Raw genomic sequence first — 26,376 nt, forward strand, 5'->3', positions numbered from 1 at the left:
GGCGCCGAACCCGGCAACGCCGAACCCGGAGGTGTCGAAGCCGGAGGTGTCGAACGCACCGGCACCGAGTCCGGCGGTGTCGAACCCGCCGGCGCCCAGTCCGGCCTCGAAGCCGGCGGTGTCGAGGCCGTGGGCGGGGCAGCCGGGCGGCGGGGTGAGGGGAGCATCGTCAGAAAACGGGGTGGTCACGGTATCTCCGGGGTCAGCGCGAGGCGGTCGTCGAGCGTGCCGGCCAGGGTGGCGCGGTCACCGCGTGGGCGGGGCCGAGAGGGTGTACAGGAAGTGCATCAGGGCCATCAGGACGTCCCGGCTGGATTCGCGGGTCCGGGCGTCGCAGGCGACGATCGGCACCTCGGCCGGCAGGTCCAGGGCGGTGCGCAGCTCCTCGGTCGGATAACTCGGCGACTCGGGGAAGGTGTTGACCGCGACGACGAACGGCACGCCGCGGTCCTCCAGCCGCCCGATCACGTCGAAGCTGACCTCCAGCCGGCGGGTGTCGACCAGCACGACCGCGCCGAGGGCACCCTCGAACAGCCCGTTCCAGAGGAACCAGAACCGCTCCTGCCCGGGCGTGCCGAACACGTACAGCACCAGTTCCTCGCTGATGCTGATCCGGCCGAAGTCCATCGCGACCGTGGTGCGGGTCTTGCGCTCGACCCCGGAGAGGTCGTCGACGCCCTCCCCGGCCTGCGTCATCGTCTCCTCGGTGGTCAGCGGGCGGATCTCGCTCACCGAGCCGACCAGGGTCGTCTTGCCGACGCCGAAGCCGCCGACGATCACCACCTTGACCGCCATGGTGGCCGAGTCCGGCAGCAGGTCCTCGTCCTGCGGTCCCTGCGCCGCCCGCGGCCCCGGGAGGCCCTGCGGTCCCGAGGGGGCCGGCGACACCGCCACCGGCCCGGTGCCCTCGGGCACCGGTTCAGAGTCGCTGTAGTCCACTGATCACCGCCTCCAACAGGGCGCGTTCGGGCAGGATCGCCTGCGGGACGCACGCGCGGGCCTCGATCCGCTCCTCGGTGAGCAGGTCGGTCAGCAGCACGGTGACCACGCTGGCCGGCAGCCGCAGATAGGCGGAGATCTCGGCCACCGACAGCGGCGAGCCGCAGATCCGCAGGATCGCCGCGTGCTCCGGCGGCATCGCGGGCGTCGGTTCGGCCAGCGCGACGATCAGCGTGACCAGGTCGAACGTGGTCTGCTCGGCCAGGCCGCTGCGGCCGCGGGTGATCACGTAGAGGCGTTCGGGGATGCCGCCGCCCTCACCGCGTTCAGGTGTGCTCATGTGGCCGCCTCAGCACGCTCGGCGGTCGCTGCGCGCGACCCGTACGCTCCGCTGCCCGCGCTCCCCGGGCCGGTCGCGGACCGCCACACGCCCGCGGGCGCCCGCACCGCACGCTCACGCGACCTCGCCCTTGCGGGCGGGCGTGCTGAGGTGCTCGCCGATCCGGGCGACCAGGTCCCGCATCCGCTGGCCCACCAGGCCGGCGTCCACGCCCTCGTCGGCCAGCACCGCGAGATAGGCGCGGGCGCCGGCCGCCATCAGGTAGAAGAAGCCGCCGCTCACCTCGATCACCACCAGCCGCATCCGGCCGTCGCCCTCCGGGAACTCCTGCCCCACCGCGGCGGCCAGGCTCTGCAGGCCGGCGCAGGCCGCGGCCAGCCGGTCGGCGGTGTCGGTGCAGGTGCCGTGCTGGGCCATCCGCAGGCCGTCGGCGGAGAGCACGATGATGTGACGGAGGCACGGGACGCTGTCCGCCAGGTCCTTGAGCATCCAGTCCATGTTGGTCCGCTGCTGAATCACTGCTCGCCCTTCTCTGCCGACTCTTCGCTACTGGTGTGGCCGTTCACGCCCTCGGTGAACGCGGCCAGCCACAGACCGGGCTGGACCTCCTTGGCCGGCTCCGCGCCGTTCGGGGCCCCGGCGGCGCCCGCCCGGGGTGCCTGGCCCGCGCCCATCCGGAAGGGCGCGGCGTGGCGGCGGCGCTGCGGCAGGCCGTTCGCGGTGCGCTCGGTGACCACCGGGATGTCGTCGTCCTGCTGGGACGCCCCGGACCGGGACGGTCCCGGCCGCGACGGTCCCGACCGGGCCGCCGCCGTGGTGCCGAAGGACGGCCGGGCCGAGAAGCCGGGCAGCGTGGCCGACCGGCGCCGCGTCCCCGTCGCGTCCCGCGGCCCGCCGGTGACGCCGATGCCGTGGGCCAGGCCGGTGGCCGGCGCGGTGGTGAGGTACTCCTGCGGCACGATCAGCACCGCGCGCACCCCGCCGTAGGCGGAGGGGCGCAGCGAGACCTGGAACCCGTAGGCCTTCGCCAGCCGGCCGACCACGGCCAGGCCGAGCCGCGGGGTCTCGCCGAGGTCGTTGAGGTCGATGCCGGCCCGGGCCTCCTCGATCATCCGCTCGGCGCGGGCCCGGCCCTCCTCGCTCAGGCTCAGGCCGCCGTCCTCGATCTCGATCGCTATGCCGGTCTGCACCTCGGCGGCGGTCAGATGCACCTTGGTCTGCGGCGGGGAGTAGCGGGTGGCGTTGTCCAGCAGTTCGGCGACCGCGTGGATGAGCGGCTCGACGGCCGGTCCGACCACGGCCACCGCCGAGACCGGGTGCAGCTCGACCCGCGGGTATTCGAGGATGCGCGACATGCCGCCGCGCAGCACGCTGTACAGCGGCACCGCCCGGCTCCACTGGCGCCCGGGGCGGGCGCCGCCGAGCACGGCGATGCTGTCGGCGAGGCGCCCGACCAGCGCGTTGCCGTGGTCCAGGCGCAGCAGGTCGTCGAAGACGGCGGGGTCGTTGCCGTGCCGGTCCTCCATCTCCCGCAGGTCCTGGGCCTGCCGGTGGATGATCGCCTGCACCCGGCGGGCGATGTTCACGAAAGCCCGCTGAGCGGACTCGCGCATGTTCTCCTCGTTGTCGACGGCCTCCAGGACCGAGCGCAGCACGGCCAGCCGGGCCGCCTGGAACTCCGCTCCCACAGCGGGGTCGTGGGACTGGTAGACCTTCAGCACGTCCTCGATGAAGCCGCCGCGCTGGAGCCGGGCGACCGCGTCGGGCAGGTCGGTCTTCGCCAACCGCAGCGTCTCGCTCTCCTGCCGGGCCAGCCGGTGGCGCAGCTCGTGCTCCAGCCGGGCGGTCCGCTCGCGCAGCCCCACCAGCGCACGCCCCCGGCGCGCCGCCTCGGTGGCCACCGCCACCACCCCCACGACGGCGAGCACCCCGCACCAGACCACACCCTCACGGGCGTCGGGGGACACCTGCGACGCGGCGAGGACAGCGGCCGCCACCGTCACGACCGTGGGCAGCAGCCACACGAGAACGGGAGCGGAGCGCCGGCTTCCGGGTGACGTTCCAGCAAGCATTCAGCATCCTCAAAAGCGATCGAAGCGTACGGGAGGGACGGATCCGAACCGGCTCCGGCGGCGAGCAGCATAGCCGGTTCAGAATATTTCTGACTAAATCTCAAAAATCTTGCAGCAAAGCTGATTTGCCATCTTCTTTCGGATCATTCCAGCCCTGTCGCACACCAGTCGCAGACGACGCGGGCCAACCCCGCACCCCACCGCCCCAACCGGCGCTGGCACCAGGTTTGCCACGCCCCGGACTTGTCGTACCGGCATCGCGGCCAGGTTCGCTCATGCGAGGGTTCTCCTCGGCGAAGCGTCACCCGACACGGAGAAGTCGTGCTAAGCGGACCCGAGTTCGAAAGCCACAGATGGGCCCAGGGGCGACGGAAGAGCTCGACGGCGAGTCAGGGGGCAGGAGGTCTGACACCATGCCAAGGTGACTGACTCGGTGCAAAACCACCTTGAGGGTTCGATCGGGATCGCGGTCCAGGGGAAGAACGTCACCCTCCACAACCACCCCCGGGGAGCCGACCTCCCGGACCCGGTGAGCGCAGCAGCGGACAGGCTGGCCGAAAACGTACAAGCCCAGTGGGAGGACGAGGCCAACGTCCGTGGTCTGACCGGCCCCGGCCGCTTGGCCGTGCAGTGGAACACGCGGGGGCTTCCAAGCGCCGCCCCCGCCACCGCCCAGCCCGAGCGCCTTGGTCTTGACGACCTGATCCTCAGGATGCGCGCACTTCGCCCGACCAGACTGGTGATCACCGGCGACGGCGGGGCGGGGAAGTCGTCGATGGCGGTCCTTCTGGCCATTGCCATGCTGAAGGACCGCGCGCCCGGCGATGCCGTTCCGGTCATCCTGTCGCTGTCGGACTGGGATCCCGGGGAGCTCAGTCTCCAGGACTGGGTCATCGAACGCGTCAGCGAGGACTACGGCGATCTCACGACCGGTCCCGAGCCAGGCGTGGTGAAGTCCCTGGTACAGCGTCGGAAGATCATCCCCGTACTGGACGGCCTCGACGAACTCATGCCGCTCCCCCACGCGGTGACGGCGACCGCACTGAGGCGTTCGTGTGCGGACGATGATGCACCGCTGGTGCTCCTGTCCAGGCCCGAGGCCTACGCGGCCGCCGCGGCCAAGGAGTCCTTCCTGCGCACGATGCCGCTGCTCCGGGCCTGTCCGGTGGCGCCGGAAGCCGGACGGGACTACCTCACCCGGGAGTGCGACCCGAAACACGTCGCAGCGTGGGAGCCGGTCTTCCAGGAGATGGTCGACAACCCCGACGGGTCCGTCGCCACAGCTCTCTCCTCGCCCCTGATGCTCTGGCTGGCGGCGACGGTCCACGCGAGCGATGGCACCGAGCCGCGCGACCTGATCGACTCGACGCGACTACCGGCGCGGGAGCACATCGAGGCCCACCTCCTCGACGGGCTGGTACCCGCCGTCTTCTCCCAGGGGCTCGCACCCTCGTACGTCCCCGGACCGGTTCGGCCCTGGGGCTCGGACCGCGCCCTCAGGTACCTGAGGTTCCTGGCCGACCAGCTGAACAGGAGGCGGACTCAGGACATCGCGTGGTGGCACATCCGGACCACGCTGACCCGACCGGTCGTATGGAGCACTGTCGTCCTGATCGCAGCAGCCCTCTGCGGAACAGGTGTGAGCTACGCGGTCGCCGCCCTGCTCTCCCTCGCCAGGCAGTCCCCGACCCAACCCGCCTTCCGGCCCACCGCGGAGGCACTCAGTGCGGTGGCCGGGCTGTCCACGCTGGTGACCGTCTTCGGCCAGCTCTTCACCAGGCATCTCTTTCCGGGCATGGACGATCGCCCCCGCAGGCCGGTCCGAGTCCCGCGCGGTCGCCTGCCGGCTCTACCGGCCGTGGCCATGCTCCTGGCCGGTGCGGGGCTGCTCACCCCGGGCACCCTGCCGGCGGTCCTGATCGCCTTCTTCCTGCCCGGGCTCCTGGGTGTGCTCCTGACCAGGCGGGCCGAGGCGGACACCGCCATCAAGCCCCGGCTGCTGCTCGACGACCAACGCAGGATCGCCCTGACAGATGCGGTGGTCGTCGCGCCCGCCGTCGCGGGGGTCTCGATGGCACTCTTCCGACAGCTCGACCGGCATCCGCTGGTGGCCGTCGCCGGGCTGGTCATCGCCTGGTCGTGCTCGGCCCTTGTGTTGCTCTCCTTGAGCAGGTGGGGGCGCTGGACCGCCACCCGGCTCGCGCTCGCCTGTCGACGGTGCCTGCCACGGGATGTGCTGAGCTTCCTGGAGGACGCCCACCGGCTGGGCGTACTACGGCAAGTCGGCGGGGTCTACCAGTTCCGCCATGCCGGACTGCGGCAGCGGCTCACCGGGTCGGGTCCCGCCCCGGCACCGAGTGCCGCCAGGACGCCCCGCGAGATCCGTCTGAGGAGCAGTTTCACCAGCCTTCGCACCCTGGGGCTGCTGAGCCTCGACCTGGTGATGCCGATCGTCACGTACCTCGTGGTCGTCTCACCCCTGTCCTCGGGCACCGGGTACCGGGCCGACTGGCACCAGAGCTGGGAACTGCTGGTGCGGGACCGGCTCCTGTTCGCGGCGCTGGCAGCCGTGCTCCTCCTGACCGCGCTGGCCCTGCGGGCGGTGGCCACCGAGTTGCGCATCGACTGCGAGACGGTCGAGCTCGACCAAGGCCGCAAGCTTCGGCTGCGCTGGGACGACGTGGCGGATGTCCGAGTCCGAACGGCCGAACCGCCCAGGGCCCTGAGCGCCGTTCTACCCGCCCAGTACCATCTGGCAGTCAAGCCGAAGCACAGCGACGGAGTACCGAAGTCCCGGACCGATTCGCATGGTTGGGTCCGCATCTGGGATCTCGGCCCCACCGGCGTGGTGCCGCTGGAGTTGGAGTTCGCCCTGTCGCACTTCGCCGGAGACCGCTGGGACATCAGGCCCTGACACGGCGTCCCCCGGAGCTCCTGAGATTGCGTCAGAGGCTTCCGGAGCACGCCGGCCATCGCTCAGGGGTGCATCCGCGCCCCCTTGACCACCTTGTCCACCGCGTTCCGCGGGCCATACACGACCAGGCGCACCTCACCCGGCACTTCAAGCGCGTCATCGGCACCACCCCGGGCCGCCACGCCAGGGCCGCGCGTGCCTGACGGCCCACCGCCACGGAGGCGCACCCGTGCCGTACGGCATCATGTGCCGCGTGATCACCATCGGATTCCTGCACACCGCCGACGTGCACGTGCCCACCTTCCGCTCGTTGCTGCGCGAACTCGCCCCCGGGATCGCCGACCGGCACGTGGTGGACCCCGGCCTGCTCGCCGACGCCCGCGCCGGGCGGCCGTACCAGGACGGGCTGCGGGCCCGGCTCGGCGAGTTGGCCGCCGCCGGAGCCGAGGTGATCCTCTGCACCTGCTCGACGATCGCCGGGGCCGCCGAGCGGGCCGCCGCGAACGTCGTGCGGATCGACCGGCCGATGGCCGAGGCCGCCGCCCGGTACCCGCGGATCGGCCTCGCGTACGCCGTCGAGTCCACCCTGGCCCCGACTCGCGCACTGCTGGCCGAGGTCGGCGCCGGCGACCGCGTGGTCGAGATCGCCTGCCCGGCAGCCTGGCCGCTCTTCGAGGCCGGCGACCTGCCCGGCTACCACGCCGCCGTCGCTGACCGGGTCCGCGCCGCCGCCGGGACCGTCGACGTGGTGCTCCTGGCCCAGGCCTCGATGGCGCCCGCCGCCGCCCTGCTCGCCGACCTCCCCGTCCCGGTGCTGGCCAGCCCCGCCCTCGCGGTGCGCGAGGCCGCCAGCCGAGCGCGACGCCCGCTCGCCGACCGGAACGCGTAGCCGCCCCAGCGCACGCTCCCGCGGCCCGAGCCCGCAGCGCGGCGCAGGAGCGCAGCCCAGGAGCGCGGCCCGGGCACTACCGTGGCTAGAGGGACCCGCGCCCCGGGTACCGCCCCGAGCCGATCAACCCAGGGCGCTCAAACCCAGGTCGATCAACCCAGGTCGATCAGCCCTCAGCCGATCAGGGAGGCCTCCGATGGCCGAAGCGTACGAGCTCGTCTTCGCCCACGACCCGCACGGCCCCGGCGAGGACGATCAGGATGTCGTCACGGTCCGCCCGACCGGCGCCACCGGGCCTGGCGGTCACCCGATCTACGCCGACCCGAGCGGCGCCGTCCGGGCCGAGATCAGCGACCGGGGCGAGGTGCGGATGCTCGCCACCACCGGGCACCAGGACTCGCTCTCCCCCACCGCCGTGCGCCCGGTGCCCTGAGGCTCCGCTCGCGCTCAGGCTCCCGCGCGCTCGGGCCCCCGTTCCACGGACGGGTGATGTACGGCCGCCGACCACGGCGCGCCGTGTGCGCCTCACCCCGTGGCGGCGGTGCCGCTCGCTACGGTGGCAACGCCCTGCGACCCACAGCGCAGGGCCACTTCAGCCATCGAGCAATGCATCGAGCACGACATCGAGCACCGGAGGAGACCCGTGCGTTCCAGCATCCTGTCCCTGGCGGCCGCGGCACTGGCGCTGGCCGGCACGACCGTGGTGGCGCCGACGGCCTCGGCCACCGTCGCCCCCGCCCAGCTGCGCGACAACAGCGGTTGCAGCGGCGACGTCTGCATGGCCATCGACGGCACCACCGGCACGGTGACCGTCAAGGCCTGGGCCTACGACCGCACCTTCACCGGCCACTTCCAGCTGCTCCAGCCCAGCGGGCACGAACTCAACGGCCGGGACGGCACGTTCGGGGCCGGCGACGTGGCCGGCGGGTCCTCCTGGCGGGTGCACGCGGATGCCGGCAACTACTGCGTGGTCGGCTGGGACGGCGTCAACGGCCACTTCGACAAGATCGGCGAGCCCTGCCTGTCCCTCTGACCACTGACCACTGACCGGCACCGGCCATCACCGCCACCCGCCGTCGCGAGCGCGGCTCAACTGGACGACGGCGGGAAGGTGGCCAGCAGCGCGATCAGCAGGACCAGCGCCGCCACCGCGATCAGCACCACCAGCACCGCGGGCCAGCGGCGGGCGAATCGACGGGCGGGGTCGGTCCTGGTCATGGCGGTCACTCCTCCCGGTCCCGGGCACGCCACGGGGCCGTCAACTCCAGCATCCCCGTGCGGTGCCCGCGCGGCCACCGCACGCGCCCGCACACCGGGCCGCCGCACCGGGCCCGCACCTCGCCGGCCAATCCGGCCAATCCGGCTACTCGGGCTACTCCGGCCGGACGATCACCACCGGGCACGGCGCGTGCTGCGCGCACCGCTGGCTGACCGAGCCGAGCATCGCCCGCGCGAACGTCCCGTGCCCCCGGCTGCCGACCACCAGCACCTGCGCGCCGCGCGACGCCTCGATCAGCGCCTCGGCCGGATTGCCCCGCACCAGCAGCTCCCGCACCTCCACCGGCTCGCCACCGGCCAGCGCGGCGGGCAGGACGGAATCCAGTTCCTGGCGGAAACCGCGCTTGGCCGTGTCCTCGTCCAGGGAGGTGTCGACCACCGGCGCCGACCAGCCGTAGTTCATCGGGATCTCCACCACGCCCACGGCTTCGACCACCGCGCCGATCAGCCGCGCGTAGTCGATCGCCCATCGGGCGGCCGCCCGCGACGAGGCCGAGCCGTCGATGCCGACCACCACCCTGCGGGTGCCCTCCTGCCCGAGGGCTCCTTCCTGCTCCGCCACCGCGATCACCTCGCTCGCCTCGGATGCCCTCTTCCACGCTGCGCCCTGCACGCCCACCCCGCCAGCAGAGACACCACACCCGGCTGCCCCCGCCCCCGGACATGCCCCGGACACGGCCTACGGGCGGGCCGCTCCGCCGCGCGCCTTGGCGCGGTCGAGGAACCAGGTGCCCAGACCCACCAGCACGGCCGCCCCAGTCGCGTACACCGGCAGCCACAGGGTCGTGGTCGACGCCAGGCAGTCGGCGACGGCGTCGTGGCTGTGGATGCCCTGCGCGGAGGCCAGGGCGGTGCCGTCGCGGCCGGCCAGGCCCGCCAGGGCGGCCTCCACCCGCAGGCTCTCGCACCGGCCCAGCTGACGGCACTCGTCACGGGTACCCGGCATCGGGAACAGCCACGCCCAGCGCTGCATCAGCGGCGTCAGCACGAGCGCCACACACAGGCCCACGACCAGCGAGTACGCCGTCCGGCCCGCCAGGTACGCGGAGCGCAGGACGAGCGTCCAGGCCGGGCGGCGGGCGAACGAGAGGACCACCGCGAGCAGGGTCAACCAGATGTAGCCGACGAACCACTGCCAGGAGCCCTGGGCGAACGCGGCCGCCAGCACGGCGGCCAGCGCGATGCCGATGACGCCCGCCTGCGGCGTGGGCCTTCCGCCATCGGCAGCCGAGGCTCCACGGGTTCCCTGCCCACTGCGGTCGTCCACGGTCTCTCCTGCCTGCCTCCGCGCTTCCGTGACCGCCAGTCTTCGCGGGCCGCACCCCCGTGCCCCGCCACCATGCCGCGCCACCCGCCGACCCCACCCGGCTGGCGGGGTTGCCGGGTGAACCACGAGTCCAACAAGTCTGGTCAGGAAGAACGACGATGACGGCCGGCCCCGCTGACGCTGTGGCCGACCGCCACTTCACTACCGGTCACTCTGGACGGCAACTGCGTCCAGTCAGACGAGGTGGTCGAACGCACCGGCCTTGGCGCCGAGGATCATGGCCTTGATTTCGTCACGGGTGTATACCAGCGGCGTCTGCTCGGGCCGCTTGGAGTCGCGGACGGCGATGAACTCGCCGGCCACCCCGAACTCCACGCAGTTGTCGTTGCCCCCGCTGAACGGGGACTTCTCCCAGGTGACACCGGAGAGGTCCAGCTCGGCGGGGTTGGGCTTGGTGGTGCTCACGCTTACAGCTCCTTGAGGATCTTGTTGATCTGGCTGCGGGTCTCGGGTGGGCCGAGGGCACGGGCCCGCAGGTGGTCGAAGACCTCGGTGTAGCGCTCCACATCCTCAGACCCCTCGAAGTACACCGAGTTGGTCAGATTCTCCACCCACACCACACCCGGGTTCGGCTCGGGGAAACCCATGAGCATGAACGACCCGTACAGCCCAGGGTGGAAGCCGGCCGCGAACGGCAGGAGCTGGAGCGTGATGTTCGTGCGGGGCGAGACGGCCAACAGGTGCTCCAGCAGCCCCTTGAGGACGACCCGGCTGCCCTCGACCCGCCGTATGGCAGCCTCGTCGATCACCGCCCACAGCTTTGGTGCGTCCTCGCGGCCCAGCACCTTCTCCTGACGCTCCATCCGCACCTTCACCAGGGCATCGACTTGCTTGGCGGTCAGGTCCACGCGCATCTCGGTGATCACCTGCCGCGCGTAGTCCGCGGTCTGCAGTAGGCCCGGCATCAGCTGCGGCTCGTAGGAGCGGAAGCTCGTCGCACTGGACTCCAGTGTCAGATAGCCCCCGTACTGAGTGGTGTTGATGACCGCTGAGTACTTCTTCCACCATGGCTGACGCTGAGCCTGATCGGCACGGACCAGGTCGAGGATGTCCTCGCGTTCCAACGGATCCGTGACGTCGTAGCAGTCCAGCAAGGCCTTCACCAGCAGCGGGCTGGTGCCCCGCTCACCGTTCTCGATCCGGCTGAGCGAGCTCTGGTTGACCTCCACCACCTCGGCAACCTCAGTCAGCGTCAGCTCCTTGGCATCCCTCAATTCCTTGAGTCGGGAGGCGAGCTGACGGCGGTACACGGACTGCGGGGCCGGGTTCCTCTTCGCCATGGGCGCCAGTCTCCACCTCGCCCGGGGAGTGCGGCAACTAATTCGAGGGAATTCCGTCTGGGCATATTGCCCAGCACCTGGGTTCAGAGGCATGCTGACGATCGGTAGCGAAGTGTGACCATCCCGTCGCGCTTCGTGGCATATGCCATTGCCTGCCTTGCGCCGACTGCCGGGGGCCTTCTTCTGCCCCGACGCCGACGTGCCTGCCGAACCCTTGCGCGAGCCCCATGTCACGACCGTGGCCGGTGGCTTGCTCTGTCATCTGGGGAGCCCGCCATGCACGAAGACCACATCCGCCCGCCCCACGAACCCGAGATCGCCGCGTGCGGCTTTTTCCTGGTGCCCCGCCCCGACGGCTTCGTCCTGCACATGAGCGCGAGCGCCGAGCACGTGAGAGCGATGCGCTCGCACGTGTTCGTGGCCCTCGCCTCGGCCGGAGCGGCTGAGGAGCTCGCAGAGGCCGCCCGCCTCGTGGCCAGCGAACTGGTGGGCAACGTGGTGCGGCTGTGCGGCCCCTGGGCCCCGGTGATCGTCCAAGTCGCCTGCTCCGACGACCGGATCCTGGTGCAGGTCCACGACCCCGAGCCGTCCGCACAGCCGAGGCGCCACCCCGAGCCGCCGGACAACGCGCACGCCAAGAAGGGCCGCGGTCTGTGGATCCTCGACGTCCTCGCCCCGGGCTGGACCGTGGATCCCACCCCCGTGGGCAAGCAGATCACCTGCGTGCTGCCCCGCGAACAGCGCGCGGCGACCTGACCTCAGCTTCCAGTGCAGGAGCTGCCCTGTCCGCCCCGGACGTGCTCCTCGTGCCGGGCCGCGCAACCACTCCCGGCCCCTGGGAAGCGAAGCACGGTGGCTATCGCCCTGTCACTTCCAGCCCGAGTAGTGCCCCTACCGGGCTGGCCACCCCCTGGCCCACAACTGACCAGCACCACCCTGCCCATGCCCACTGCTATGGAGGCCCCACCATGAAGCTCGTCCCCACCCCTGTGACCGGCCTGGCCGTGACCGTCCGCCCAGGCCGACCGCTGGCCGGCCTTGTGCGGGTGGACGGCTCGAAGAACGCCGCCCTGCCGCTGCTAGCCGCCGCCGCAGTGATCCGCCGACCGGTCCACCTGGACAACGTTCCCGACAGTGCTGACGTGCAGCAATTGCTGACCCTGCTTCAGCTCTCGGACTGCCATCTCGCCCGCCCGGTCACCGACCCCCGCACAGTGGCCCTCATGCCGGTGGAGGGCCGCCTGCCGGTGCCCGAACTCCCGGACGCGGCCAGGATCCGCGCGTCCTACTACCTGGTGCCCGCCCTGCTGGCCGCCTGCGGCCAGGCCCGGCTCCCGTGGCCTGGCGGCTGCCGGATCGGCGAGCGGGGCATGGACCTGCACTTCACGGTGTATGCGGCCTTCGGCGACAAGGTCGAGTCCGACAAAGCCGGTTACCAGGTGACCGCCTCGGGCGACAGCCCCGGGCATGTGGTGATCGACCTGCCGTTCCGCTCCCGGGGTGCGAGCGTCGTCGCTGTGCTCCGAGCGGTCGCTGGGGGCCATCGGCTGCTGCTGGGCAATCCGAACATGTCGCCGGAGTTCACCGGCATGCTGGAGTTCCTGCGCCAAGCCGGCTGGCGGGTGGAACTCCGGGAGCGCACGCTCGCCGTCCAACCGCCGACCCACGCGGATCAGACCCGCCTGACCTGGGCGGTGCCGGGCGACAAGATCGAGGCGGGGACGCTGGCCTGCGCGATCGCTGCTACCGGTGGCAGTGGCCGCATCGTGGGCGTGCGGGGCGAGGACACCGTCCACGTCACGGAAGCCCTGAACTGGCTCGGCATCCCTGCTCTGGCCGAACCCGACGCACTCGTCCTGCCTGGCGGCGGTGCCCCGAGCGGCACACCGCTGCGGGCAGTCGCCTCACTCGCCCCGGACGGCTTGGACGCCGACTTCGAGCCCGCCCTGATGGCGCTCACTCTAGGCCTGCCGGGCACCCACCTGTGCGCCGACGAGATCAACCCCGGCCGGCACGGCAACCTCATCCCCCAGCTCCGCACGCTGGGTGCCCAGATCGAGGAGCTCTCGCCCACCCAGTGCCGCCTGACCGGCCCCCAGCGGTTGACCGGCGCCGGCGTCCGGGCCACCGACATCCGCACCGGTACCGCGCTGCTGATCGCAGGCCTGACCGCGCGCGGCACCACCACCATCACGGGCCTGGACCAGCTCAGGCGCGGCCACGCCGACCTGCCCGCCAAGCTCCGCGCCCTCGGCGCCGACATCACCGAGGTCACCCGATGACCACGACCACAAGGACGCTGAAGCGCATCATCGCGACCACCGACGTCCACTCCAGCCTCACCGAGGCATCGGGAATGCTCGCCCGCCTGTACGCCGAGCGCGAGCGGTCGCTGGTGGTGGACTGTGGGGACTTCTTCGAGGGCACAGGCTTCTACCAGCTCGGCCACGGCAGCGTCGAGCGGCAGATCCTGCTGTCGCTGTACGACGTGATCGCGCCGGGCAACCACGGCTGGAGCCACCACTTCGAGCAGGGCCTGCGCGAGCTGACCGTGTGTGCGAACGCCGTCGACGAGGCAACGGGCCGCCCGCTGTTCCGCCCGCTGCGCATGGCGGAAATCGGCGGCCGGAGGGTGGCGGTCACCGCGGTCATCAGCCCGCAGGCGTTCGCCGCGGTCCCGCTCGACCAGCGCGCCGGACACCAGGCCACCGACCCGGTGCGGGCCCTGCGCGAGTTGCTGCTGGCCCACCACCACGAGGTGGACGGCTGGATCCTGCTGTCCCACTCCGGGTTCGAGCAGGACTTGTCCCTGGCCGGCGAATGCCCGTTCCTGGACGTCATCTTCGCCGGGCACTGCCACAGCAACCACTACACGCCCGAGTCGGTCGGCAGCACCCTCGTCGTCAAGGGCGGCGAGCTCGGCGCCGGGTATGCGCTCGCCGAGCCCGTCGGTGTGGGCTGGGCCACGCACACCTGCCGCTTCCCTGAAACGGTCCAACTACCCGCCGAGTTGGAGGCGATCGGCCACGCGATCGAGACGATCAGCGCGAGGCTGGCCGCCCCGCTCGGCACCGTATCCGAGCGCTGGCAGCACGCCATGCCCGACCGGCGCGCACTCCTCGCAGCTGCCGCCGCCCGCCTGCACTCCGGCCTCGGCGCCGAAGCCGTGATCCTCAACGAGACCGCTCTGCGGCCCGTCCGGCTCGGTGAAGTACTGACCCTGGCCGACCTGCTGGCCATCGAGCCGTTCGGCAACCAGCTCGTCCACGCTCCCCTGCCGGAAGCGGTCTCGGCCGACCTGCCCGGTCTGCTGGCCCACCTCACCGAACGGGCCGGACCGCTGCTGACGGCCCCCGATCCGCTGCCGCCCGGCATCCGCAGCGTGCTCACCACCGACTACCTCGCCGAGACCGTCCTGGCCGGACGCACGCACGAAGCCGGGCTCCAGCTCGGCCAGGCCGTCTTGCACGTCCTTGCCGACGCCCCGTCCGACCACGAGGAAGGAGACGCCGCGTGATCCTCACCGGACCGGAGATCAACGCCGCCGTCCACGACGGCAGGGTGCGCATCGCCCCGTTCGAGCCCGCCCAGGTCAATCCCAACAGCTACAACGTGCGCCTCGGCTCCACCCTGCTGACGTACACCGGCGACGTCATCGACGCCCACCACCCCAACCCCACCCAGGAGATCGAGATCGGCCCAGCCGGGCTCGTCCTTCGGCCCGGCGAGCTCTACCTCGGCCACACCATGGAGGAGGTCGGCTCCGACACCTTCGTCCCGCTGCTGTTCGGCCGTTCCTCGGTCGGCAGGCTCGGCCTGTTCGTCGAGATCACCGCCCCGATCGGTGACATCGGCTTCCACGGCCAGTGGACCCTCATGCTCTCCCCGACCCGCCCGCTGCGGGTCTATCCGGGCATGAAGATCGGGCAGATCATGTTCTTCGTCTCGATTGGCCCAGTCGACCTCTACAGCGGGAAGTACCAGGCCGCGCTGGGCCCGCAGCCCTCCGGCTACTGGCGCGACCAGACCGGCACCGAGGCGGTGGCCCGATGATCCTCACGGCAGGCGCCATCGCTGCCGCCGTCGCAGCAGGCGAGATCGCCATCGACCCCTTCGACCCGGCCCGGCTCTCTCCAAACGCCTACGACTGGCGCCTGGGCGAGACGTTACGCGTATGCGCCGGCGACCTGGACGCCGCCGCACCCACCACCTTCACCGAGACCACCATCCCCGCCCATGGCCTCGTCTTGGAGCCCGGCGTGCTCTACCTCGGCGTCACACTGGAGCGGACCGGGTCCGAGCGGTACGCTCAGATGCTCAACGGCGACCACACCACCGGCGCGCTCGGCATCTGGGTCCACGTCTCCGCACCGCTGGGCCACGCAGGCCACGCGATCCGCTGGACGCTGGAGATCCGCGCCGCCAAGCCCGTGCTGGTCTACCCCGGCATGACCTTGGGAAAGCTGATCTTCCTTCAGACCTTCGGTGCCCCGGCCAGCTACCAGCAGCTGGGCCTCAAGTACACGGCCAGCGACGGCATCGACATCTCCCGCCTCTATGAGGAGATCTCCGGAGGCGCCCGATGACCACCCCCGATCATCAGCCACTGGTCGCCACCTGCCTCGACCTGCCCGCCGACAGCCCCGGCGGCAGTGTCGAACTCTTCCGTGACCTCTACACCGGCGAGCAACCCCTCATCCCCGCCAGGGCCTTCATGCTCCAGCCCGCCGGGCGTCGTCCCGCAGTCCCGGCCGGGCTCGAACTGCTGGCCGTCAGCGGCAAGGCCTTGGAGGGACCCGCCTTCCGGCGGTACATCGCCGCACTCGGGCAGGCCCTGGCGCATGCCCTGACTCCGGAACACATCGGAGTGCTGCACCTGCAGCACCTGGCCTTCGGCGCCACCCCGGCCCTGATGCGGGCCCTGCCCGAGCACCCACGAATCGCCCTGGTCCACGGCACCGACCTGCTGTTCGCCGGGCTGCACCGAGACCAGTTGCGGGTCCTGCGCGAGACCGCCCGCCTGGCCGACGCGATCGTGGCCCCCACCGCAGCCATGGCCGACCACTTGATCCGGCTCGCACCCCAGACCAACCGGCGCAAGATCCACCACATCCCGTGGGGCATTCCCGACCACCTCCTTGACTGCCCGCCCATGGCGCCCGAGCGGACCCCGGCCAGCCATCTGCGGTTGCTGTACGCCGGGCGGCTCACCGCAGAGAAGGGCGGTGACGTCCTCCTCAGAGCGCTGACCGCCGCCCAGGGGATCGAGCTGAGCATCGCCGCCCCCATCGCCGAGTTCCACGCCTTGGCCCCGCTGATGCGCCGGGCCGGTATCCACTCCCGCTACCTCGGCTGGCTCCGCCGCCCCCAGCTGTGGAAGGCGTTCGCCGAGCACGACGCGCTCGTCATGCCCTCCACCACCCTGGAGACCATGGGCCTGGTCGCCCTCGAAGCCCAGGCCTGCGGCCTGCCCGTCCTCTACCAGCCCGTCCCCGGCCTGCACGAGGCCCTCGGCGGCTCCGCCCTGGCCACCGACTTCACCAACACCACCGCCCTCGCCCGCGACCTCGACCGACTGCGGACCTCACCCAGCCTGCTGCCCGCACTGCGAAACGCCGGCCGGGCCAATGCGGCCCGCTACCCGCTCAGCAGCACCGCAGCCGCCCTGACCGACCTCGGCAAGCAACTCGGCTGAGCACGGCTTCGCGCCGAAGCCCACCCCGCCCCGGCCAGCTCACTACGCTGGCCGGGGCGGGGACGTCCACAGCGAATCGGGGAGACGATGACACCCAGTTCCGACCACATCCACCAGCTCCTGACGGACGGTGTCCGCAACCAGACGTACCCCGGGGCCGTGTGGGCCGTCGGTGACGCGGGCGGGGCACGGGCCAGCGGCGCCGTCGGCGTCCTCGACCCCGCCGAGCCGGACGGGCCGATGCTGCCTGACACCGTCTTCGACGTCGCCAGCCTCACCAAGATCCTCGCCGTGTGGTCCACCATTGGCTCCCTCTGGGAGGCCGGCCAACTTCCGCTCGACGAAAGGCTCGACGACTTCTGGCCCGAGGTCACCGGCCACCCCCTCGGCCAGGCCACCGCGCACAACCTGCTGACGCACACCGCCGGCCTCCCACTGCGGGCTCAGCTGCAGAACCTCTACGGCACCGACTCGACCGCTATCCGCGCAGGCGTCCTGCACGAGGCCCTGCACCGCCCGTCAGGCGAGGCCGTCGAGTACACCGACCGGGCCGCTCTCATCCTCGGCTATCTCGCCGAATACCTCTCCGGGCAGCCCCTCGACCAGCTCGCCACCGAACGCATCTGGAAGCCCCTCGGCATGAATTCCACCCGCTTCGGCCCGCTGCCAGCCGACCGGACCACCCGAACCGCCCCGACCGAACTCGACCAGGACACCGGCTCCCACCTCCGAGGCACCGCCCACGACTTCTCCGCCCGTCTCCTCGGCGGTGTCTGCGGAATCGCCGGTGTCTTCTCGACCGCTGACGACCTCGCCCGCTTCCTCCAGTACATGCTCGACCCCACAGCCGCCCCCGCACGGCCTGGCTTCGGCCCCGGCTGGACCGAGGAGTCACTGACCGTGCACACCGGCACCATGGAGCCCGTCCGCGGCCTCTTCTGGCACCCCGCCCCCGGCACCCACCACGCCGACCGTGTCTGGGTGCACTACGGCTTCACCGGCACCGGCATGTGGATCTCACCCAAGCAGGACCGCTGGGCGATCCTGCTGACCAACAAGCTCTACCACACCCGTGATCGCCAGCCGCTGACAGCGGTCCGAGACGCGTTCCGCGGGCTCGTGTTCGACTGACTTCCCTCTACTTCAACGAGGTTGACGTAGGCCACGCCAAACCTCACGGGTGATCGAGGCCGACACACGGCAGCGGTGCGATCTCGATCCGTGTGGGAACCCGGCGAGTTGTGTGCTGGTCTCTGGTGCTGCCGGCCTGGCAGGATCGGCTCGTGACCAAAACCTCGGTGACCCTGCGCGAGCTCGTTGTCGGTGACTGGCACGCCGTCCATGCCTTCGCCGGCCTGCCGGAGGCCTGCCGCTACCAGGTGTGGGGGCCGAACAGCGCGGAACAGACGCGGGACTTCGTCCGGGGCGCGGTGGCTGCCCGGTTGCGGTCCCCGCAGGTGAGGTTCGTGTATGCGGCCTGCCTCGACGGTGAACTCGTCGGTATCGGCGAGCTGAAGGTCCGTAGCCTGGCCCACCGGCAGGGCGAGATCTCCTATCTCGTGCATCCTCGGGTGTGGGGGCGGGGCGTGGGCACAGCCATCGGCGGGGAACTGCTCGCCAGAGGGTTCGGGCCGATGGGACTGCACCGGATCCATGCGACCTGCGATCCTCGCAACGTCGCATCGGCCCGGGTGCTGGGCAAGCTCGGCATGACCTACGAGGGCCGGCACCGGCACACCGCGCTGCTCCGGGACGGCTGGCGTGACTCCGAAGTCTTCAGCATCCTCGACCAGGAGTGGCCGCACCGGCCCGGGCCGCAATGACCGGGGCGTCGGTGCTCGGGCTCGGGCAGCCGAGCCGGCGGCGGATGCCGAGCCGCCGGCCCGCCCGCGCCGCGGTCAGGAACGCGGCTGCGCCGTCGCGCACTCCGGGTGTCCCCAGCTGCTGCCGACCTTGGTGATCGTGTCGCCCTTGGCGTAGGGGCGGCTGCACGGGCAGGTGCCGGGGAACCGGGCGGCCAGGGTGCGCGAGCCGCCGGTGGAGCCGCGCTTGGCGGCGGACGAGGCGGACGAAGCGGCGGACGAGGCCGCGGCGCGGGTGGCGCGCGGGGCGGCGGTGGCGGCGGCCGGGTCCGGCACCGGGAGGTCGGCCGCGGTGCCGCCGGCGCTCTGCTGGGAGCGGGCGGCGTCGCTGGCGGCCTGGTCGGCGATCGCGTTGAGCGGGTCGCCGCCGACCTGGTGCGCCGGGACGTACACGAAGGTGACGTCCCGGCCCTGGAGCAGGGCGTCGATGCGCTGGATCAGTTCGCGGTTGGCCACCGGCTTGCCGGCGGCGGTCTTGAAGCCGTTGCGCTTCCAGCCGGCCAGCCACTTGGTCACCGCGTCACGGGTGTAGGTGCTGTCGAGCCGGACCTCCAGCGGTGTGCCCGCGTCGGTCGAGGCCAACAGCTGCTCCAGCGCCGTGAGTTCGCCGATGTTGTTGGTGCTGTGCCCGAGCGCGCCGGCCTGCCAGCGCTGCGGGACACCCGCACTGTCCGCGACCACGAAAGCCCAGGCCGCCGGCCCGGGGTTGCCCTTGGCCGCTCCGTCACACGCTGCGATGATTCGTTCCACCATGCCCCCATGATCGCAGGTCGGCGGCGGAGGCCGGTACGGCGCGGGCCCCGCGCGAGGAGCGATGCGCGGGCCGGCCAAGAACTGACGGTCCGTCAGTTCGCCGGAACGCCGGGCGGGCACGGCAACAGCCGCCGCCGTTGCCGTGCCCGTTCGAGGTGGCGCCGGGTCAGTACTGGGTGCTGACCGTCACACCGCTGAAGTCGGTGTTGGCGTAGAGGCTCAGGTAGCGGTACCCGGCCGTCGTGTTGGTGACGGTGAGGGACTGGGTGGTACTGCCGGGGTTGGTGGACGAGGCGGTGAAGGTGCTCGGCGAGGCCCAGGTGTTCGGGTCGTAGTAGAGCGAGGCGGTGCCGGTCCCGCCGGAGGTGGACACCTTCAGCGTGGTGGTGCCGGCCGGCAGGTAGACGTACAGGTAGTCCGTGTTGCCGGCGCTCTCGGTGAGGCCCGTCCGCGAGCAGTTCTGGCCCATCGCGTCGGTGCGTGCATCGGTGCAGGTGGGCAGGGTGGTGGTGCCGCCGGTGGTCACGACGGCCGAGGCCGGGGTGCTGGCGCTCTTGCCGTTGCTGTCGGTGGCCGTCAGGTCGACGGTGTAGGTACCGGCGGCCGCGTAGGTGTGGGTCGGGTTCTGCTGGTCGGAGGAGGTGCCGTCGCCGAAGGTCCAGTGCCAGGAGGTGATCTTGGCGGAGCTGCCGGTCTCGACGGACTTGTCGCTCAGGCTGACCGTGGCGCCGTTGACCGACAGGTTGTACAGGGCCGTCGGACCCTCGGCGTAGCAGGCGCCGGCGGCGCAGCTCGTGAGCCAGCTGTCGAAGTCGGCGTCGTAGGCGGTGCCGATGCTGTTGTAGACCGCGTAGGCGCCCTGGAAGTCACCGGCGCGGAAGTGGTTCAGCATGGCGGTGACGTCGGCGGGGTGCTTCTCGAACATGTACCGGACGGCGAGGTAGCCCCACGGGTAGGTGCGCACCGAGTCCGAGTTGTCGTAGGTGTTCTGGAAGATCGTGCTGAGCTTGTAGGTGTGGTTGGCCGCCTCCTGCATCGCCTGGGTGTCGGTGGTGCCGCGGTAGGCGTAGGACTCGTACTCGGCGACCCCTTCGATCCACCAGATGTCCGGGACGGACGTCTCGGTGGTGAAGTTGCCCTTCATGTCGTAGATGCCGTCCATGTAGTGCGTGTACTCGTGGTTCAGGTTCCACACGTTGGCGGTGAAGCCGTCGTTCCAGGACTTCTGGTACATCACCGACACGGCCTGGTTGTTCGGGTCCGTCGCGTCCATGACGGTCTGGCCGCCGTTGTCGGTGGAGTTGCCGAAGATCGCCCAGGAGTAGTTCACGTAGTCGGCCTGGTTGGCGAAGATCCCCAGCGTGATGGTCTTGTCGTACTGACCGGGGACCGGGCCGCTGTCCTTGACCATGGTGTGGAAGAAGGTGTCCTCACCGCGCAGGCTGGCGCAGACCGCCGCCAGGTCGGAGGGCGAGAGGGCCTCGGTCTCGATGGTGCGGTTGTCGCAGACCAGGGTGTCGGGCAGGATCGCGGCGGTCAGCTTCGCCGGCAGGTCGCAGGTGTTGTAGTACGAGCACTGGGCGCCGTCGAAGGCGTCCGCCTGGTAGGCGGTGTGCACGTACAGCGGGCCGGTGCTGCCGGTGATCCGGGCGGAGTCGAGCACCGTCTTGACCAGCGGCCTGGCCGCCGCCTCGATGGTGGCGTTGTCACCGGCCATCCGGGCCAGGTCGTTGCCCGCGTTCTCGTCCAGGAAGGCGTTCGGGCCGGTGAGCAGGGACTCGTGGCCCAGCGCGAAGGTGCTCAGGGTGTTCAGGATGCTCGGGTCGGCGGTGACCGCGGTGACGAAGTCCGGGTTGTAGTTGCCCCGCCACAGCGGCGCCGACAGCACCGAGTTGACCGCGTTCACCAGCTTGGGGAAGGCGTTGTAGGAGTCGTTGTAGCCGCTCAGGACCTGCTTGTAGACGTTCAGGTAGTCGGATTGCAGGTTGGCGCTGTCGGTGAGGACCAGCACGTCGTAGAGCACGCTGCCGTTGTTGTCGTTGACGTCGGTCCAGTGCTTCCCGGCGAAGAAGGCGTCGAGTCCGGCCTTGGTGGCGCTGGTGAGCGCGGCGTCGTAGCCGCCGACGGCGCCGGCGTTGTAGGACTGGACGTAGTAGCCGGCCCGCAGGAAGAGCACGAGCTGCCAGATGCCGGTGGAGTCGTCGCCGGTGTAGTTGGTCGCCAGGCTCTGGAAGGCCTGGGCGACGGTGAGCATCTGCTGTTCCTTGAAGATGCTGCCCGCGTCGGTGCCGGTGACGTTGAACAGCGTGTTCACGCAGTCGGTGGTCGAGCTCTCCACGAAGGAGACCAGGCCGGCCCCGGTGCGGCTGCCGAAGTCGGCCGGGGTGCAACTCTGCGCGGTCTTGGCACCATGGGGAGTGGCGCCGTTGGCAGTGGCACCGTTGGCAGTGGCGCCGTTGGCGGTGGCGGCGTTCGGCTTGGCGGGGGCGGGCCTGGTGGGGGCCGCGTTCTGCTTCGCCGGACGCGGCGTGGTCTGCACGGCGGTGCCGGCCGGCTGGCCCATCACGACCTGGCCGAGCAGGGCCGACGGCAGCGGTGCGGCGGTGGGGGCGAAGTCGTCGGAGCCGGCGGCCACGATCGGCCCGAGCGGCTTGGGGACGGCGGAGACCGATGCCGCGGATGCGGCCGCGGCCGGCGGCCTGGCGGCGGCCGGCCCGGCCGCGGCCAGCGCGGGCACCGGCAACAGGGTCGCGGCGGTGGCACAGCCGGCGACGACGCCGGCCATGAGGGTGGGGAGCGGTATGCGCAGACGCACTGCTAAAGCCCTTCTCCTGTGGGGGGAGTTGACTGAACATCAAGTGACGCCAGGGAGTTGACGTGCATCCTGCCACCAGACGGGCTTCTGTACAATGTCACGCGTCATACATTTCTCGACAGGGCTCTCCACGGCGGCCCGGACGGAACGCCCGGGGCGACCCGACGGCGGCACCTCCGACGCGACGAACCGGCCCTGCCGCGCGGGTTCGCGCGGCAGGGCCGGTGAGCTGTCCTGCCCGGGCTCAGGCCATGGACGGGCCCGCCGTGGAGTTCACCCAGGCCCAGTCGGACCAGGTACTGAAGCCGGTCTGCCACTTGTGATAGACGCCGGCGCCGCTGGTGCCGAAGACCTCGATCCGGCCGTCCTGGTTGTCGGTCGCCTGGACCTCGGTGCCGCCGGTGCCGAAGGTCTCCCAGTTCGACCAGGCGCCGTTCACGCCCGTCTGCCAGACATGGGTGGCGGTACTGCCGTTGATGGCGAACACCTCGACCCGGCCGTCGACCGAACGCGCCGAGGACAGCTCGGAGTTGGCCGCCCCGCCGCCGGTGGCGGCCCAGTCGGACCAGGTGGTCGGGCTGGTCTGCCACTTGTGGAACACCCCGGCCGCGCTGGAGGCGAACACCTCCAGGCGCCCGTCGGCGTCGTGATCGACCGTCAGGCCCGTGCCGCCGCCACCGAAGTCCTCCCAGGCCGACCAGCCACCGTTGACCGCGGTCTGGTAGAGGTGGGCGAAGGTGGTGTCCGACAGTGCGAACACCTCCAGCCGGCCGTCCGGCGCGTTCTCCATCTGCAGCCGCGCGTTGGCCGGACCGCCGACGCCCGCCCAGTCGGCGAAGGCGCTGTTGGGTGCGGTCTGCCAGGTGTGGAAGACGCCGGCCGCGCTGGAGGCGAACAGCTCGATCCGGCCGTCGGCGTTGCTGCCGGCCGCGATGCGGTCCCCGCCGCCGCCGAGCCGGGCCCAGGCCGACCAGTCGGCGCTCGGCGCGTTCTGCCAGAGGTGGTCGAGCTCGGAGCCGTTCACCGCGAACAGTTCGAGCCGGCCGTCCTGGTTCGGCGCGATCGCCAGCTGCGCGTTGGCCGGGCCGCCCATGGTGGTCCAGTCCGACCAGCCGCCGTTGACCGCCGTCTGCCAGGTGTGCCAGACGCCGTCCGGGCCCGCCGCGAAGGTCTCCAGCCGACCGTCCGCGTCGCGGCCGGACACCACGCGGCCGGACGGGTAGGGGTGCGGCTTGGCGACGCTGTCCTCGATGACGTTGTTGTAACGGCGGGCGGTGTAGGAGCTGTTGGGGTGTCCGTCGAGATAGGCGTCGTTGATGTTGGCGGTCAGGTGCTGGACCGGTGTCGAGCCGAAGGTGTAGTAGGAGAACCCGCCGTTGGCATCGAGCCACTGGTCGAAGAGGAAGACGTGGTCGCTGTAGTCGTCCATGATGTCGCCGGGGCGCAGGTCGCTGCGTGCGATGGTGGAGGAGTACTGGTCCGACAGCGACCCGGTCCAGCCGTTGGCGTTGAGGTGCCAGGCCATCGACACGTAGCCCGAGCAGTCGCGGCGGTAGTCGAAGTCGCCGCCGGGGCCGGGTGAGTAGCCGCCCTGGTCGTAGGGGCCGGGCTGGTTGTCGACCCAGTACTGGGCGCGCGAGATGATCTCGCTGCGGGTGATCGGGCCGCCGAGGGCCGAGTCGGCGGCGGCGTGGCCGGCGCCGGCGAGGCCGGTACCCGCCAGGGCGAGGACGAGCATGACGGCCGTCAGCAGCGCGCGGACCAGCACGGCCGGCTCACGCCGGACGGGGTGGGTGGAAGTGGACATCGGGATCTCAACCGCTCCTCTCGAAGAACTCACGGGAACTCACTGCCTCTCACACGCCGACCCAGGCCGCGCCGCCGAAGGTGCCGTCACCGTTCCAGGCGCTCCAGCCACCGTTCGGTGCCGTCTGCCAGACGTGCGAGATGTTCGCGCCACCGGGAGCGAGGGCGAACACCTCCAGCCGCCCGTCCGCGTTGTGACTGACGTTCACGGTCGCGGCGGCGCCGCCGAAGGAGCCGTTCCAGGCGCCCCAACCCGCCGACGGCGCCACCTGCTCACGCTCCGCGATCGAACCACCATTGGGCCCCAGCACGAAGACGGCCAACCGCCCATCGGCCTCATGACCCACCACCGGCACCCCACCGGCCGCCCCACCGAAGACGCCGTTGCCGTCACCGTTCCAGGCACTCCAACCACCGTTCGGTGCCGTCTGCCAGACGTGCGAGATGTTCGCGCCACCGGGAGCGAGGGCGAACACCTCCAGCCGCCCGTCCGCGTTCTCCCCCACCGTCACACCGGCGGCCGCGCCGCCGAAGGAACCGTTCCAGGCGCCCCAACCCGCCGACGGCGCCACCTGCTCACGCTCCGCGATCGAACCACCATTGGGCCCCAGCACGAAGACCGCCATCCGCCCATCGGCCTCATGACCCACCACCGGCACCCCACCGGCCGCCCCACCGAAGGCACCGTTGCCGTCACCGTTCCAGGCGCTCCAACCACCACCGGGTGCGGTCTGCCAGATGTGCGAGATCGAGCTGAGGTCGGGCGCCACCGCGAACACCTCCAGGCGGCCATCCGCGTTCTGGCCCACCGACAGGCCGCCGGCCGGTCCGCCGAAGCCGGTGTCCCAGCTGCTCCAGCCACCTCCCGGGGCGGTCTGCCAGATGTGCTGGATGTTCTTCTTTCCGGCGCCCAGCACGAACAGTTCGAGGCGTCCGTCGGGGTCCCGGCCGACCACCGGCAGGCCGCCGACCGGACCGCCGAGCTGCTGCCAGGCGCCCCAGCCGCCGGACGGGGCCGACTGCTCGCGGTAGTACAGCCCCTGCTGGTCCGGCGAGACCGCGAAGGCGATCATCGCGCCGTTCGCCTCCCGGCCGATCGCCGGGTTCTGACGTCCGTCGCCGAAGTCGTCCCAGCCGCCGCCCGGGGCCGCCGTCTGGACGTCGAGGTAGTCGGCGTCCAGGTTGATGGTCACGCCGCCGTAGGTCTCGTTGTGGCCGTTGGTGTACTGGTGGATCCGCTGGTGACCGGCCCACTCGTTGTCCGGGATCGCCGGGTCCGCGGTGCTGCCGCCGCCGCTGCCCGGCCAGGAGGCGAAGTCGATGAGGTCCGGCATCGGCGCGGAGGAGTAGTTGGCCACCAGGTTGGTGATCGTGCTGCTGACGCTGCCGTACACCCCGGACAGGTAGCCGCGGGCGTGCAACTCCGTGGTCCAGGCGGACAGGTAGTCCAGCACCAGGCCCGAGTACGACGGGTCGTAGGCCTCGGAGTCCATGAAGACCGGCGTGCCCACGGGGAATCCGAGGGAGGACAGCTGCGCGATCGCGTCGTCGGCGTCGGCCGTGCCCTGGGCGGCCGAGGGGATCGAGGCGCAGCCCTTGCAGGCGCCGGGGGCCTGGTAGCCGACGTAGAGCGGGAAGAAGTGCCAGCCGATCGAGGCCTGTTGGGTGACCCAGTCGGCGGTCAGGTTCGGCTGGTCGCAGGTGCGGTTGACGCCGCCGATGTAGAGGCCGATGGCGCCGTACGGCGAGGGGCCCATCCAGCTGCTCATGGCGGCGGAGCTCGGTGCCTCGCAGGGATCGAAGCCCTGGCCGTTGAAGTTGGTGCTGCCCGCGCCCACCGCGGCGGCGCTCGCCCCGGCACTCGCCCCGGCGCCCGCCCGGGCGTTCGCCGCACGGGCGGCCGGTGCGGCGGGCCGCGCGGGTGCCCGGCTCGGCCGGGGCAGGCCGGCGCTGTCCAGGATCGCCTGCGCGGCCGGCCGGTCGGTGCCGTAGGTCGCGGTGAGGGTGAACGCCGCGGTGCTGACGGTGATCTCGTGGGAGGCGGTGTCCTCCTGGGAGCCCTGGAGCCCGCCCGGGGCGGCCGGCTGGACCAGCACCGCCTCGGTGCGTCCGCGCAGGTGGGACGGGCAGTTCTGGTCGGCCCCGGGGTGACCCAGGTAGACGGCGTGCTGGTCGAACCGCACACAGGTGCCCGGCGCCCGGTCCAGGTCGACGACCGGCCAGGAGGCCGGCACCCGCAGGCTCGCGCCGTGGTACCGCACGGCCTTGCTGCCGATGCCGACGCCGGGGCCGGGGCCGGCGCCTCCGGTTGCCGCGCCGGCCGGTGCGGCCGCCGTGAGGCCGGCGGTCAGGAAGACCAGGGCGCCGGTCAGCGCCCTGGCCAGGATGCCGAATTTCAAGGGGACT

General features: G+C 71.5%; 25 protein-coding genes. 12 read left to right on the forward strand and 13 right to left on the reverse strand.

Translation table 11 applies throughout. The features are described 5' to 3' along the window. Positions 1–246 precede the first annotated feature (246 nt). From ACFZB9_RS24995 to ACFZB9_RS25010, 4 genes are all read right to left on the reverse strand, one after another. The gene (locus ACFZB9_RS24995) at positions 247–888 is read right to left on the reverse strand and encodes an ATP/GTP-binding protein (RefSeq protein WP_391450867.1); all 642 of its coding nucleotides are present in this window, start codon (positions 886–888) and stop codon (positions 247–249) included. A 31-nt stretch (positions 889–919) separates the two neighbouring features. Beyond that, positions 920–1,279 carry a DUF742 domain-containing protein gene (locus ACFZB9_RS25000; protein ID WP_391450605.1) on the reverse strand — a complete coding sequence of 120 codons (360 nt, stop codon included), beginning with the start codon at positions 1,277–1,279 and terminating at the stop codon, positions 920–922. A 114-nt stretch (positions 1,280–1,393) separates the two neighbouring features. Next, a complete protein-coding gene (locus ACFZB9_RS25005) occupies positions 1,394–1,798 on the reverse strand; it encodes a roadblock/LC7 domain-containing protein (protein ID WP_391450606.1) in 405 nt (134 codons plus the stop codon). Further along, a complete protein-coding gene (locus ACFZB9_RS25010; protein ID WP_391450607.1) occupies positions 1,795–3,351 on the reverse strand; it encodes an ATP-binding protein in 1,557 nt (518 codons plus the stop codon). The genes ACFZB9_RS25005 and ACFZB9_RS25010 overlap by 4 nt, the downstream gene beginning before the upstream one ends. A 433-nt stretch (positions 3,352–3,784) precedes the next feature. On the opposite strand from ACFZB9_RS25010, the gene ACFZB9_RS25015 reads away from it, so the two are divergent. The 4 genes from ACFZB9_RS25015 (at position 3,785) to ACFZB9_RS25030 (ending at position 8,187) form a co-directional block, all read left to right on the forward strand. Next, positions 3,785–6,265, forward strand: a complete 2,481-nt coding sequence (locus tag ACFZB9_RS25015; RefSeq protein WP_391450608.1) for a hypothetical protein — start codon at positions 3,785–3,787, stop codon at positions 6,263–6,265. Between the two features lie 253 nt (positions 6,266–6,518). Then, on the forward strand, positions 6,519–7,154 hold the full coding sequence (locus ACFZB9_RS25020) for an arylsulfatase (protein ID WP_391450609.1): 636 nt from the start codon (positions 6,519–6,521) through the stop codon (positions 7,152–7,154). Between the two features lie 196 nt (positions 7,155–7,350). Continuing rightward, a complete protein-coding gene (locus ACFZB9_RS25025) occupies positions 7,351–7,587 on the forward strand; it encodes a DUF6296 family protein (protein ID WP_391450611.1) in 237 nt (78 codons plus the stop codon). 210 nt (positions 7,588–7,797) lie between these two features. Further along, positions 7,798–8,187, forward strand: coding sequence for a hypothetical protein (locus ACFZB9_RS25030; protein WP_391450612.1), 390 nt, complete (start codon positions 7,798–7,800; stop codon positions 8,185–8,187). A gap of 56 nt (positions 8,188–8,243) precedes the next feature. Here the strand turns inward: ACFZB9_RS25030 and ACFZB9_RS25035 are convergent, their stop codons facing one another. From ACFZB9_RS25035 to ACFZB9_RS25055, 5 genes are all read right to left on the reverse strand, one after another. After that, entirely contained in the window at positions 8,244–8,372 is a 129-nt protein-coding gene (locus ACFZB9_RS25035; RefSeq protein ID WP_391450613.1) for a hypothetical protein, read from the reverse strand. A gap of 154 nt (positions 8,373–8,526) precedes the next feature. Continuing rightward, positions 8,527–8,994 carry a universal stress protein gene (locus ACFZB9_RS25040; RefSeq protein WP_391450614.1) on the reverse strand — a complete coding sequence of 156 codons (468 nt, stop codon included), beginning with the start codon at positions 8,992–8,994 and terminating at the stop codon, positions 8,527–8,529. A gap of 117 nt (positions 8,995–9,111) precedes the next feature. Further along, positions 9,112–9,699, reverse strand: coding sequence for a hypothetical protein (locus ACFZB9_RS25045; RefSeq protein ID WP_391450615.1), 588 nt, complete (start codon positions 9,697–9,699; stop codon positions 9,112–9,114). 234 nt (positions 9,700–9,933) lie between these two features. Beyond that, positions 9,934–10,164, reverse strand: a complete 231-nt coding sequence (locus ACFZB9_RS25050; RefSeq protein WP_391450616.1) for a DUF397 domain-containing protein — start codon at positions 10,162–10,164, stop codon at positions 9,934–9,936. A 2-nt stretch (positions 10,165–10,166) separates the two neighbouring features. Further along, positions 10,167–11,039: a helix-turn-helix transcriptional regulator gene (locus tag ACFZB9_RS25055; RefSeq protein WP_391450618.1), complete on the reverse strand. Its 873-nt coding sequence runs from the start codon at positions 11,037–11,039 to the stop codon at positions 10,167–10,169. Between the two features lie 276 nt (positions 11,040–11,315). Between ACFZB9_RS25055 and ACFZB9_RS25060 the strand changes: the two genes are divergently transcribed. The 8 genes from ACFZB9_RS25060 (at position 11,316) to ACFZB9_RS25095 (ending at position 18,557) form a co-directional block, all read left to right on the forward strand. Further along, positions 11,316–11,795, forward strand: a complete 480-nt coding sequence (locus ACFZB9_RS25060) for an ATP-binding protein (RefSeq protein ID WP_391450620.1) — start codon at positions 11,316–11,318, stop codon at positions 11,793–11,795. Between the two features lie 212 nt (positions 11,796–12,007). Next, positions 12,008–13,321, forward strand: coding sequence for a UDP-N-acetylglucosamine 1-carboxyvinyltransferase (locus tag ACFZB9_RS25065; protein ID WP_391450622.1), 1,314 nt, complete (start codon positions 12,008–12,010; stop codon positions 13,319–13,321). Next, entirely contained in the window at positions 13,318–14,556 is a 1,239-nt protein-coding gene (locus tag ACFZB9_RS25070; RefSeq protein ID WP_391450624.1) for a metallophosphoesterase, read from the forward strand. The genes ACFZB9_RS25065 and ACFZB9_RS25070 overlap by 4 nt, the downstream gene beginning before the upstream one ends. Next, on the forward strand, positions 14,553–15,092 hold the full coding sequence (gene dcd / locus ACFZB9_RS25075) for a dCTP deaminase (RefSeq protein WP_391450626.1): 540 nt from the start codon (positions 14,553–14,555) through the stop codon (positions 15,090–15,092). The genes ACFZB9_RS25070 and dcd overlap by 4 nt, the downstream gene beginning before the upstream one ends. Next, complete coding sequence (locus ACFZB9_RS25080; protein ID WP_391450628.1) at positions 15,089–15,625, forward strand: deoxycytidine triphosphate deaminase; 537 nt, start codon at positions 15,089–15,091, stop codon at positions 15,623–15,625. The genes dcd and ACFZB9_RS25080 overlap by 4 nt, the downstream gene beginning before the upstream one ends. After that, positions 15,622–16,734: a glycosyltransferase family 4 protein gene (locus ACFZB9_RS25085; RefSeq protein WP_391450629.1), complete on the forward strand. Its 1,113-nt coding sequence runs from the start codon at positions 15,622–15,624 to the stop codon at positions 16,732–16,734. Before ACFZB9_RS25080 ends, ACFZB9_RS25085 begins: the two co-directional genes overlap by 4 nt. A gap of 87 nt (positions 16,735–16,821) precedes the next feature. After that, positions 16,822–17,865 carry a serine hydrolase domain-containing protein gene (locus ACFZB9_RS25090; protein WP_391450631.1) on the forward strand — a complete coding sequence of 348 codons (1,044 nt, stop codon included), beginning with the start codon at positions 16,822–16,824 and terminating at the stop codon, positions 17,863–17,865. A gap of 167 nt (positions 17,866–18,032) precedes the next feature. Next, positions 18,033–18,557, forward strand: coding sequence for a GNAT family N-acetyltransferase (locus tag ACFZB9_RS25095; protein ID WP_391450633.1), 525 nt, complete (start codon positions 18,033–18,035; stop codon positions 18,555–18,557). Positions 18,558–18,632: 75 nt separating this feature from the next. Here the strand turns inward: ACFZB9_RS25095 and ACFZB9_RS25100 are convergent, their stop codons facing one another. The 4 genes from ACFZB9_RS25100 to ACFZB9_RS25115 form a co-directional block, all read right to left on the reverse strand. Further along, the gene (locus tag ACFZB9_RS25100) at positions 18,633–19,349 is read right to left on the reverse strand and encodes a ribonuclease H (RefSeq protein WP_391450635.1); all 717 of its coding nucleotides are present in this window, start codon (positions 19,347–19,349) and stop codon (positions 18,633–18,635) included. A 166-nt stretch (positions 19,350–19,515) separates the two neighbouring features. Next, positions 19,516–22,164: a collagenase gene (locus ACFZB9_RS25105; protein ID WP_391450637.1), complete on the reverse strand. Its 2,649-nt coding sequence runs from the start codon at positions 22,162–22,164 to the stop codon at positions 19,516–19,518. Positions 22,165–22,408: 244 nt separating this feature from the next. Then, positions 22,409–23,971, reverse strand: coding sequence for a hypothetical protein (locus ACFZB9_RS25110; protein ID WP_391450640.1), 1,563 nt, complete (start codon positions 23,969–23,971; stop codon positions 22,409–22,411). 49 nt (positions 23,972–24,020) lie between these two features. Then, positions 24,021–26,369 (reverse strand): glycoside hydrolase domain-containing protein, encoded by a 2,349-nt coding sequence (locus ACFZB9_RS25115; protein ID WP_391450641.1) that lies wholly within the window; start codon positions 26,367–26,369, stop codon positions 24,021–24,023. Between the last annotated feature and the right edge of the window lie 7 nt (positions 26,370–26,376).

The sequence above is a fragment of the Kitasatospora sp. NPDC008050 genome (genome assembly GCF_042957465.1).
GTDB lineage: Bacteria > Actinomycetota > Actinomycetes > Streptomycetales > Streptomycetaceae > Kitasatospora.

Excerpts from the sequence above, each read along its gene's own strand:
- ACFZB9_RS25000 (WP_391450605.1), bottom strand. The coding sequence starts at position 1,279 with ATGAGCACACCTGAACGCGGTGAGGGCGGCGGCATCCCCGAACGCCTC.
- ACFZB9_RS25010 (WP_391450607.1), bottom strand. The coding sequence starts at position 3,351 with ATGCTTGCTGGAACGTCACCCGGAAGCCGGCGCTCCGCTCCCGTTCTC.
- ACFZB9_RS25025 (WP_391450611.1), top strand. The coding sequence starts at position 7,351 with ATGGCCGAAGCGTACGAGCTCGTCTTCGCCCACGACCCGCACGGCCCC.
- ACFZB9_RS25035 (WP_391450613.1), bottom strand. The coding sequence starts at position 8,372 with ATGACCAGGACCGACCCCGCCCGTCGATTCGCCCGCCGCTGGCCCGCG.
- ACFZB9_RS25055 (WP_391450618.1), bottom strand. The coding sequence starts at position 11,039 with ATGGCGAAGAGGAACCCGGCCCCGCAGTCCGTGTACCGCCGTCAGCTC.
- ACFZB9_RS25060 (WP_391450620.1), top strand. The coding sequence starts at position 11,316 with ATGCACGAAGACCACATCCGCCCGCCCCACGAACCCGAGATCGCCGCG.
- ACFZB9_RS25065 (WP_391450622.1), top strand. The coding sequence starts at position 12,008 with ATGAAGCTCGTCCCCACCCCTGTGACCGGCCTGGCCGTGACCGTCCGC.
- ACFZB9_RS25070 (WP_391450624.1), top strand. The coding sequence starts at position 13,318 with ATGACCACGACCACAAGGACGCTGAAGCGCATCATCGCGACCACCGAC.
- ACFZB9_RS25080 (WP_391450628.1), top strand. The coding sequence starts at position 15,089 with ATGATCCTCACGGCAGGCGCCATCGCTGCCGCCGTCGCAGCAGGCGAG.
- ACFZB9_RS25085 (WP_391450629.1), top strand. The coding sequence starts at position 15,622 with ATGACCACCCCCGATCATCAGCCACTGGTCGCCACCTGCCTCGACCTG.
- ACFZB9_RS25090 (WP_391450631.1), top strand. The coding sequence starts at position 16,822 with ATGACACCCAGTTCCGACCACATCCACCAGCTCCTGACGGACGGTGTC.
- ACFZB9_RS25100 (WP_391450635.1), bottom strand. The coding sequence starts at position 19,349 with ATGGTGGAACGAATCATCGCAGCGTGTGACGGAGCGGCCAAGGGCAAC.
- ACFZB9_RS25110 (WP_391450640.1), bottom strand. The coding sequence starts at position 23,971 with ATGTCCACTTCCACCCACCCCGTCCGGCGTGAGCCGGCCGTGCTGGTC.